The organism is Mycolicibacterium arseniciresistens (genome assembly GCF_030519285.1).
In the GTDB taxonomy this organism is placed as follows: domain Bacteria; phylum Actinomycetota; class Actinomycetes; order Mycobacteriales; family Mycobacteriaceae; genus Mycobacterium; species Mycobacterium arseniciresistens.
Genome location: NZ_JAUMSQ010000386.1, coordinates 1 through 6528, shown reverse-complemented (window position 1 = coordinate 6528; position 6528 = coordinate 1). Strand labels below are relative to the sequence as shown.

The 6528-nt window shown below is 68.4% G+C and carries 7 protein-coding genes; 4 read left to right on the top strand and 3 right to left on the bottom strand.

Annotation, left to right across the window (positions count from 1 at the left end; genetic code table 11):
* Window positions 1–947 (bottom strand): anthranilate phosphoribosyltransferase (gene trpD / locus Q2100_RS28905; protein ID WP_302916794.1); only part of this gene is annotated, 947 nt, incomplete at its 3' end.
* 67 nt (window positions 948–1014) lie between these two features.
* On the opposite strand from trpD, the gene ctaE reads away from it, so the two are divergent.
* The 4 genes from ctaE to qcrB are packed head-to-tail and all read left to right on the top strand — an operon-like array spanning window position 1015 to window position 5394.
* Window positions 1015–1626 carry an aa3-type cytochrome oxidase subunit III gene (ctaE, locus tag Q2100_RS28900; RefSeq protein WP_302916793.1) on the top strand — a complete coding sequence of 204 codons (612 nt, stop codon included), beginning with the start codon at window positions 1015–1017 and terminating at the stop codon, window positions 1624–1626.
* A 38-nt stretch (window positions 1627–1664) separates the two neighbouring features.
* Window positions 1665–2471: a cytochrome bc1 complex diheme cytochrome c subunit gene (gene qcrC / locus Q2100_RS28895; RefSeq protein WP_302916792.1), complete on the top strand. Its 807-nt coding sequence runs from the start codon at window positions 1665–1667 to the stop codon at window positions 2469–2471.
* Window positions 2468–3718 carry a cytochrome bc1 complex Rieske iron-sulfur subunit gene (qcrA, locus tag Q2100_RS28890; protein WP_302916791.1) on the top strand — a complete coding sequence of 417 codons (1251 nt, stop codon included), beginning with the start codon at window positions 2468–2470 and terminating at the stop codon, window positions 3716–3718. Before qcrC ends, qcrA begins: the two co-directional genes overlap by 4 nt.
* Window positions 3715–5394 (top strand): cytochrome bc1 complex cytochrome b subunit, encoded by a 1680-nt coding sequence (gene qcrB / locus Q2100_RS28885; protein WP_302916790.1) that lies wholly within the window; start codon window positions 3715–3717, stop codon window positions 5392–5394. The genes qcrA and qcrB overlap by 4 nt, the downstream gene beginning before the upstream one ends.
* Window positions 5395–5519: 125 nt before the next feature.
* Here the strand turns inward: qcrB and Q2100_RS28880 are convergent, their stop codons facing one another.
* Both Q2100_RS28880 and Q2100_RS28875 read right to left on the bottom strand, forming a co-directional pair.
* On the bottom strand, window positions 5520–6203 hold the full coding sequence (locus Q2100_RS28880) for a DUF2561 family protein (RefSeq protein WP_302916789.1): 684 nt from the start codon (window positions 6201–6203) through the stop codon (window positions 5520–5522).
* Window positions 6203–6528, bottom strand: a 326-nt coding sequence (locus tag Q2100_RS28875) for an MmpS family transport accessory protein (protein ID WP_302916788.1), incomplete at its 5' end; no start/stop codon positions are given. The genes Q2100_RS28875 and Q2100_RS28880, both read right to left, overlap by 1 nt.

Sequence of the window (6528 nt, the reverse complement as noted above, 5' to 3'; positions counted from 1 at the left end):
CCCGCCGCGTTGAGCACCACCGCGTCGCGCACCGGGCCGGTGGCGCCGGCCAGCACCGACCGCACCGAGGCGGCGTTCGCCTCGGCGTCCCCGCCGACGAGCTCGGAGAGCTCCGCGCGCTTGAAACCGAAGGCCATCGGGTCGAAGGTGAGCCGCTCCACCATGCCGGCCTGCACGCGCCAGATGGTGCTCGTGGTCGTCGTGGTCAGCTCGTCGAGGCCGTCGTCGCCGTGCACCACCAGCACGCTGGAGCGCCGCGTGGCGAACACCCCGGCCATCACCTCCGCCAGATCGGCCCACGCGCAGCCGATCAGGCCGGCCCGCGGGGCGGCCGGATTCGTCAGTGGGCCAAGCAGATTGAACACCGTCGGAACGCCGATCTCGCGGCGCACCACCGAGGCGTGCCGGTAGGACGGGTGGAACTGCGGCGCGAAGGCAAACCCGATGCCGACCTCGGCGACGCTGCGGGCCACCTCGCCGGGCCCGAGGTCGATGCGCACCCCGAGCGCCTCGAGTGTGTCCGCCCCACCGGACAGCGACGACGCGGCCCGGTTGCCGTGCTTGATCACCGGGACGCCGCTGGCCGCCACCACGATCGCGGCCATGGTGGACAGGTTCACCGTGTTGGACCCGTCTCCCCCGGTGCCCACCACATCGACGCTGTCGGTGCCGATCTCGTCGGTGGGCACCCGTCGCGCGTGCTTGAGCATCGTGTCCGCCAACTCGGTCACCTCGGCCGATGTGGGACGCTTCATCTTCATCGACACGCCGAAGCCGGCGATCTGCGCCGGAGTGGCGGCGCCCGTCATGATCTGGTCCATCGCCCACGCGGCGTGGCCCGACGGAAGGGCCTGACCGGTGGTCAAGCGGCCCAGGACCTGCGGCCACGTTGGCGCAGCTGCGGATGCGGGGGACGGCGGACGCGAAGACGGCTCGGGAATGACCACCCCGAGATTATGACGAATTGCTCGACCCGGGTGGAGTTCAACAACTACAAAGCGTCATACTTCATGGGTGACGAGCGCTGTGGGCACCTCGGGAACCGCCATCACCTCCCGCGTGCATTCGCTGAATCGGCCGAACATGGTCAGTGTCGGCACCATCGTCTGGCTGTCCAGCGAACTGATGTTCTTTGCCGGCCTGTTCGCGATGTACTTCACTGCGCGCGCGCAGGCGGGTGGCGACTGGCCGCCGGAGCCCACCGAGCTGAACCTGATGCTCGCGGTGCCCGTGACGCTGGTCCTGATCGCCTCGTCGTTCACCTGCCAGATGGGCGTCTTCGCCGCCGAGCGCGGCGACGTGTTCGGGCTTCGGCGGTGGTATCTGCTGACCTTTGCGATGGGCCTGTTCTTCGTCCTCGGTCAGGGGTACGAGTATCTCAGCCTGGTCGAGGAAGGCACCACCATCGCGGGAAGTGCCTACGGCACGGTGTTCTACCTGACCACCGGATTCCACGGGCTGCACGTCATCGGCGGCCTTGTCGCGTTCATCTTCCTGCTCGTCCGCACCACGATGAGCAAGTTCACCCCGGCGCAGGCCACCGCGGCGATCGTCGTGTCTTACTACTGGCACTTCGTCGACATCGTGTGGATCGCCCTGTTCGCCGTCATCTACTTCGTCCGATGAGCGAGAGCTCGCGTCCTGCGCCGATGAGAAGGGGATCGATGACCACCAAGTCCCGCCGCCGGTTGCGACGGCGTCTGTCTGCAGGGTTGCTGCTGCTGACCGGACTCGGCGTCGCGGGTGGCGTCGCCGCAACGCTGACTCCGACGCCACAGGTGGCGGTCGCCGACGAGTCACAGTCGGCGCTGCTGCGCACCGGGAAGCAGCTGTTCGAGACCTCCTGCATAAGTTGCCACGGCGCCAACCTGCAGGGCGTGGCCGACCGCGGGCCCAGCCTGATCGGCACCGGCGAGGCGGCGGTCTACTTCCAGGTGTCGACTGGCCGCATGCCGGCGATGCGCGGCGAGGCGCAGGCCCCGGACAAGCCGTCCAACTTCGACGAACAGCAGATCGACGCGCTGGGCGCCTACGTGCAGGCAACAGGCGGCGGTCCCGTGGTGCCCCGCGACGAGAACGGCCAGATCGCCTCACAATCCCTGATCGGCAACGACGTCGCCCGTGGTGGTGACCTGTTCCGGCTCAACTGCGCGTCCTGCCACAACTTCACCGGCAAGGGCGGCGCACTGTCGTCGGGCAAGTACGCCCCCGACCTGGGGGACGCCACCGAATCGCAGATCTACACGGCGATGCTGACCGGCCCGCAGAACATGCCCAAGTTCTCCGACCGCCAGCTCTCGCCCGAAGAGAAGCGCGACATCGTCGCCTACGTCCGGGAGTCGGCCGAGACGCCGAACCCCGGCGGCTACGGCCTCGGCGGCTTCGGCCCCGCGCCGGAGGGCATGGCGGCCTGGATCATCGGCATGGTGGCCGTCATCGCTGCGGCCCTCTGGATCGGAGCACGGGCATGACCGAGAGCGGAGCCGACGGCGATCCCCGCCGCGACGGCGATCCCGACGACACCCCCAAGGGCACCGACGCCCCGGGCCACGCCGGTGTGCCCGGCCAGCCCACCGACGCCGAACTCGCCGAGATGACCCGCGAGGAACTCGTCGAGCTCGGTGGTCGCCTGGACGGCGTCGAGACCATCTACAAGGAGCCGCGCTGGCCGGTGCCGGGCACCCGGGCCGAGAAGCGTGCCGAGCGCACCGTCGCGAACTGGCTTCTGCTGGGCGGTGTCTCGGGCCTGGCACTGCTGGTGGTCTTCCTCTTCTGGCCGTGGGAGTACCAGCCCTACGGGTCGGCGGGTGAGTTCGTGTACTCGCTGGCCACCCCGCTCTACGGCCTCACGTTCGGACTGTCGGTGCTGGCCATCGGCGTCGGCGCGGTGCTCTTTCAGAAGAAGTTCATCCCGGAGGAGATCTCGATCCAGCAGCGCCACGACGGGCGCTCCCCCGAGATCCAGCGCAAGACCGCCGCGGCCAACCTGACCGACGCGCTCGAGGGCTCGACGTTCAAGCGCCGCAAGCTGATCGTGATGTCGCTGGGCGTCGGCATGGGGGCCTTCGGACTCGGCACGCTGGTGGCATTCCTCGGCGGCCTGATCAAGAACCCGTGGAAGCCGGTGGTTCCCACCGCCGAGGGCATGAAGGCCGTGCTGTGGACCTCCGGATGGACGCCGCGTTTCCAGGGCGAGACCATCTTCCTAGCGCGGGCGACCGGCGAGGTCGGCTCCTCCCCCTTCGTCAAGATGCGGCCCGAGGACCTCGACGCCGGCGGTATGGAGACCGTCTACCCGTGGCGCGAATCCGACGGCGACGGCACCACGGTCGAGTCCGAGGAACACCTCGTCGAGATCTCGATGGGCGTGCGCAACCCCGTCATGCTGATCCGGCTGCGGCCAGGCGACATGAGAAAGGTGGTCAAGCGCAAGAACCAGGAGAGCTTCAACTTCGGTGAGTTCTTCGCCTACACCAAGGTGTGCTCGCACCTGGGATGCCCCGCCTCGCTCTACGAGCAGCAGACGAATCGCATCCTGTGCCCGTGCCACCAGTCGCAGTTCGACGCCCTGCACTTCGCGAAGCCGATCTTCGGCCCTGCCGCGCGGGCACTGGCGCAGCTGCCCATCACCATTGACCAGGACGGCTATCTCGTCGCCAACGGCGACTTCATCGAGCCAGTCGGGCCGGCCTTCTGGGAACGGAGGACAAAGGCATGAGTTCAAAACTCGCGGCGCAGGGTGATGCGATCGACTCGCGTTACCACCCGTCCGCGGCGGTGCGGCGACAGCTGAACAAGGTCTTCCCCACCCACTGGTCGTTCCTGCTCGGCGAGATCGCGCTGTACAGCTTCCTCGTCCTGCTGCTGACCGGTGTATGGCTGACCCTGTTCTTCGACCCGTCGATGGCTCACGTCACCTACGACGGCGTCTACCAACCGCTGCGTGGTGTGGGGATGTCGCGGGCCTACGAGACCGCCCTGGACATCACCTTCGAGATCCGCGGCGGGCTGTTCGTTCGTCAGGTGCACCACTGGGCGGCGCTGCTATTCGCCGCGTCGATCATGGTCCACCTGGCCCGCATCTTCTTCACCGGCGCGTTCCGCAGGCCCCGCGAGGCGAACTGGGTGATCGGCAGCCTGCTGCTGATCCTGGCGATGTTCGAGGGCTTCTTCGGTTACTCGCTGCCCGACGACCTGCTGTCGGGCACCGGCATCCGCGCCGCGCTGTCGGGCATCACGATGGGCATCCCGGTGGTCGGCACGTGGATGCACTGGGCGCTGTTCGGCGGCGACTTCCCCGGCGACATCCTGATCCCCCGGCTGTATGCGCTGCACATCCTGCTGATCCCCGGCGTCATCCTGGCGCTGATCGGCGTGCACCTGGCCCTGGTCTGGTTCCAGAAGCACACCCAGTTCCCCGGCCCCGGCCGCACCGAGACCAACGTGGTCGGCGTGCGGGTCATGCCGGTCTTCGCGGTGAAGTCCGGCGCGTTCTTCGCCGTGACCGTCGGCATCCTCGGCCTGATGGGCGGTCTGCTGCAGATCAACCCGATCTGGCAACTGGGGCCGTACAAACCGTCCCAGGTGTCGGCGGGCAGCCAGCCGGACTTCTACATGATGTGGACCGACGGCCTGATCCGTATCTGGCCGGCGTGGGAGTTCTACATCGGCAACTACACCATCCCTCAGGGTGTCTGGGTCGCCGTCCTGATGGGTGCGGTGTTCGGCCTGCTGTCGGTCTACCCGTTCCTGGAGCGGAAGTTCTCCGGGGACAACGCCCACCACAACCTGCTGCAGCGACCGCGGGACGCCCCGGTCCGCACCGCGCTGGGCGCGATGGCCATCTCGATCTACATCCTGCTGACCTTCGCCTGCATGAACGACATCATCGCGCTGAAGTTCCACATCTCGCTCAACGCGACGACGTGGATCGCCCGTATCGGCCTGGTGATCCTACCGGTGATCGTCTACTACATCACCTACCGGTGGGCGATCGCGCTGCAACGCAGCGACCGTGAAGTGCTCGAGCACGGCATCGAGACAGGCATCATCAAACGCCTGCCGCACGGCGCCTACATCGAGCTGCACCAGCCGCTGGGGCCGGTCGACGACCACGGCCATCCCCTGCCGCTGGAGTACCAGGGTGCCGCGCTGCCCAAGCGGATGAACAAGCTGGGCCTGGCCGGTTCCCCCGGCAGCGGCAGCTTCCTGCGTGCCGACCCCACGGTCGAGAACGAGGCGCTCATCGAAGCGGCACACGCCTCGGAGCGCAAGTCGCTCACGGCACTCAAGGAGCACCAGGATCGCAACGGGTCGACCAACGGCCACACCAACGGTCACAGCAATGGTCACGCCAACGGTTCGTCCAACGGGCACACCAACGGCCACCACTGAGGTGTCCTGACCAGCACGACAAGCACTGAGCCCGGTCGCCGGATGTCGAGGCGGCCGGGCTCAGTGCTGTCGGGGGGTCGGTGCTGTCGGCGGCTCGGGTCGGACACGACCCGGAAACCCGTCGATCAGCGGGTGTTGAGCAGGTCGCGCAGTTCGCGCAGGTAGTACACCGGGATCACCGGCGAGGCGAGGGTCACGAGACCGGCGATGCCGTAGCTCACCCAGGCCAGGGTGTCGCTGTCGGAGGCCATCAGATAGGTGGCGGCGCCGATCGCGGCGGTCGCCACACCCAGAGCGCACGCGACTGTCAGGCCGAAGCGCTGATACACCTGGTCGACGGCGGCGGCGGGGAACCCGGGCTCTTGCCGGTGGGGCGCCGCGGCGGACACATAGCCGGGCGTACGGGCTGCGGGGTCCGGAGGCGGCCCGAACATCCGCAGCTTCCCGGTGGGGGTCTCGATCCCGCGGGGTGGCACGGCGGGAGCGGTCCGGCTGTCCTCGACCCGGCGGGGCCGTGCCGGAGCCGGCGCCGTGCCGTCGAGCGCGGTGCGGCGGGCCCGCAACAGCAGCGGGATCGCGGCGATGATCACGAGCGCGGAGATCACGATCACCGTGTAGAGCAGCCACGGGGTCCCCGACCCGTCGCCCGGAGGCTGTTGTGTGCGACCGAGATCGACCAGGGCGACGGTGGCGGCCACCGCGGCGCCGAGCGCGATGAGCCAGATCACGGCGCACGCCGCGAGCAGGATCCGGTCCAGGTTGTCGGTGGACCCGGTGTCGCGGCGCGGGTCGATGTCGGCGTATGTCATCAGCAGCTCGTCTGGGGTGAATTACCGGAGTTGGAGGACAGCACCTGCCCGTCGCTGGTGGTGATCGAGCAGTTGAGTCTGCTGAGCAGTAGCAGGCTCGAGGCCTGCACCGAGCCCACCTCGGACTGCGAGATCGGTGTCACGGTGAACGACCAGGGGATGTAGACGTTGCGCAGCGTGCGGCTCCGCCCCGCGGCGTCGATGTAGGTGATCGAGATGATGTCGCCGGGGGCCTTGGTGCCGGTCACCGAGTAGGTGACCTGTCGCGGGCCCGCGGGCGCCGTGGTGGTGGGGGGCGGCGGCGGCGCCTCGCTGGGGGCCGGTG

Coding starts and splice junctions, on each gene's coding strand:
- qcrC (WP_302916792.1), top strand. CDS start 1,665: ATGACCACCAAGTCCCGCCGCCGGTTGCGACGGCGTCTGTCTGCAGGG.
- qcrA (WP_302916791.1), top strand. CDS start 2,468: ATGACCGAGAGCGGAGCCGACGGCGATCCCCGCCGCGACGGCGATCCC.
- qcrB (WP_302916790.1), top strand. CDS start 3,715: ATGAGTTCAAAACTCGCGGCGCAGGGTGATGCGATCGACTCGCGTTAC.
- Q2100_RS28880 (WP_302916789.1), bottom strand. CDS start 6,203: ATGACATACGCCGACATCGACCCGCGCCGCGACACCGGGTCCACCGAC.